The following is a 1978-nucleotide window of genomic DNA, read 5'->3' on the forward strand; positions in this document are numbered from 1 at the left end:
GGCGCCCCGCGCCGCCCGGGCGGCAGGATCCGCGGGGAGGCCCCGCGCGGCCCCGCGCCCGCGTGCCGGCCGGCGCCCGGCGGCCGCTCAGACCCGCGCCGACAGGGCCTCCGGGTCCAGCTCCCCCCGGGCCAGGGCCAGACAGGTCTCCGTGTCGAGGGTGAGGCGCAGGTCCGGTTCCACGAGGGCCGCCCCCAGTCCGTACGCAGGCCCCTCGGTCGCCCCCGCGTGGAGGTGGAACTCGCCCTCCTCGAGGGACACCTGCACCACCCCGCGCACGCCCGCGTCCTCCAGCGCCCGCAGCAGCGGCAGGGCGAACCAGTGGGCCCGTACGGCGTCGGTGGGCCCGCGGTCGCCCAGGCCGCCGGCGCCCCACTCCCCCAGCGCGTGCAGCACACCGGTCAACGCGCGTCCGCGTGACGTCAGTTCGTACACGTTCGCGTTGCCGGGCGGAGCCAGCCTGCGCCGGGTCACCAGGCCGTCCCGCTCCATGTCCCTCAGCCGCGTCGCCAGCATGTCGGTGCTGACGCCGGGCAGGTCGGCGTGCAGGTCGGTGTAGCGGCGCGGTCCGGCGAGCAGCTCCCGGACGATCAGCAGGGTCCACCGGTCGCCCACGAGGTCGAGCGCCCGCGCGGCGGAACAGTACTGGTCGTAGCTTCGGCGAGGTGACATGACCGGCAGTCTAGACAACAGGTTGGACTTTCCAAGTGCCCACTTGGTAAAACCAAGCAACACCACGAACCCGAGGGGCACACGATGGAGTTCCGCCAGTCGAGCAAGCTGAGCGAGGTCTGTTACGAGATCCGCGGCCCGGTGATCGAGCACGCCGACGCCCTGGAGGAGGCCGGGCACAGCGTCCTGCGCCTCAACACCGGCAATCCGGCGCTCTTCGGGTTCGAGGCGCCGGAGGAGATCCTCCAGGACATGATCCGGATGCTGCCGCAGGCCCACGGCTACACCGACTCCCGCGGCATCCTCCCGGCCCGCCGGGCCGTCGCCCAGCGCTACCAGGCGCGCGGCGTCGAGGTCGGCGTGGACGACGTCTTCCTCGGCAACGGGGTCTCCGAACTGGTCTCCATGGCGGTGCAGGCCCTCGTAGAGAACGGCGACGAGATCCTCATCCCCGCCCCGGACTTCCCGCTGTGGACCGCCGTCACCACGCTGGCCGGCGGCAAGGCGGTGCACTACCTCTGCGACGAGCGGTCCGACTGGTACCCGGACCTCGCCGACATGGCGTCGAAGATCACCGACCGCACCAAGGCGGTCGTGATCATCAACCCCAACAACCCCACCGGCGCGGTCTATCCGAAGGAGGTGCTGGAGGGCATCCTCGACCTCGCCCGCCGGCACGGGCTGATGGTGTTCGCCGACGAGATCTACGACGAGATCCTCTACGACGACGCCGTCCACCACCCGGCGGCCGCCCTCGCCCCCGACCTGGTGGTGCTGACCTTCTGCGGCCTGTCCAAGACCTACCGGGTGGCCGGGTTCCGCAGCGGCTGGCTGGTCGTCTCCGGCCCGCGCGAGCACGCCCGCGACTACCTGGAGGGACTCGGCATGCTGGCCTCCATGCGGCTGTGCGCCAACGCGCCCGCCCAGTACGCCATCCAGGCCGCGCTCGGCGGACGGCAGTCCATCCGCGAACTCACCGCCCCGGGCGGCCGCCTGCGCGAGCAGCGGGACCGGGCCTGGGAGAGGCTCAACGAGATCCCCGGCGTCTCCTGCGTGAAGCCCAGGGGCGCCCTCTACGCCTTCCCGCGCATCGATCCCGAGGTGCACCGGATCGTCGACGACGAGAAGTTCGTGCTGGACCTGCTGCTGCGCGAGAAGATCCAGGTGGTGCAGGGCACCGGCTTCAACTGGCCCTCCACGGACCACTTCCGCATCCTCACCCTTCCGCACACCGATGTGCTGGACACCGCCATCAGCCGCATCGGCCGCTTCCTGTCCGGCTACCGCCAATGACGCGCCCGGGACG

2 protein-coding genes are annotated in these 1978 nt (G+C 71.9%); one reads left to right on the forward strand and one right to left on the reverse strand.

Annotation, left to right across the window (positions count from 1 at the left end; all coding sequences use genetic code 11):
• Nucleotides 1-87: 87 nt before the first annotated feature.
• Nucleotides 88-672: a winged helix-turn-helix transcriptional regulator gene (locus A2U95_RS03005; RefSeq protein WP_166020680.1), complete on the reverse strand. Its 585-nt coding sequence runs from the start codon at nucleotides 670-672 to the stop codon at nucleotides 88-90.
• A gap of 84 nt (nucleotides 673-756) precedes the next feature.
• On the opposite strand from A2U95_RS03005, the gene A2U95_RS03010 reads away from it, so the two are divergent.
• Nucleotides 757-1965 (forward strand): pyridoxal phosphate-dependent aminotransferase, encoded by a 1209-nt coding sequence (locus A2U95_RS03010; protein ID WP_166020681.1) that lies wholly within the window; start codon nucleotides 757-759, stop codon nucleotides 1963-1965.
• Nucleotides 1966-1978: the final 13 nt, after the last annotated feature.

The sequence above is a fragment of the Streptomyces chilikensis genome, assembly GCF_001642695.1.
Taxonomy (GTDB): Bacteria; Actinomycetota; Actinomycetes; order Streptomycetales; family Streptomycetaceae; genus Streptomyces; species Streptomyces chilikensis.

What these genes read in the sequence shown, in the direction of transcription:
- A2U95_RS03005 (WP_166020680.1), bottom strand. Translation starts at nt 672, where the DNA reads ATGTCACCTCGCCGAAGCTACGACCAGTACTGTTCCGCCGCGCGGGCG.
- A2U95_RS03010 (WP_166020681.1), top strand. Translation starts at nt 757, where the DNA reads ATGGAGTTCCGCCAGTCGAGCAAGCTGAGCGAGGTCTGTTACGAGATC.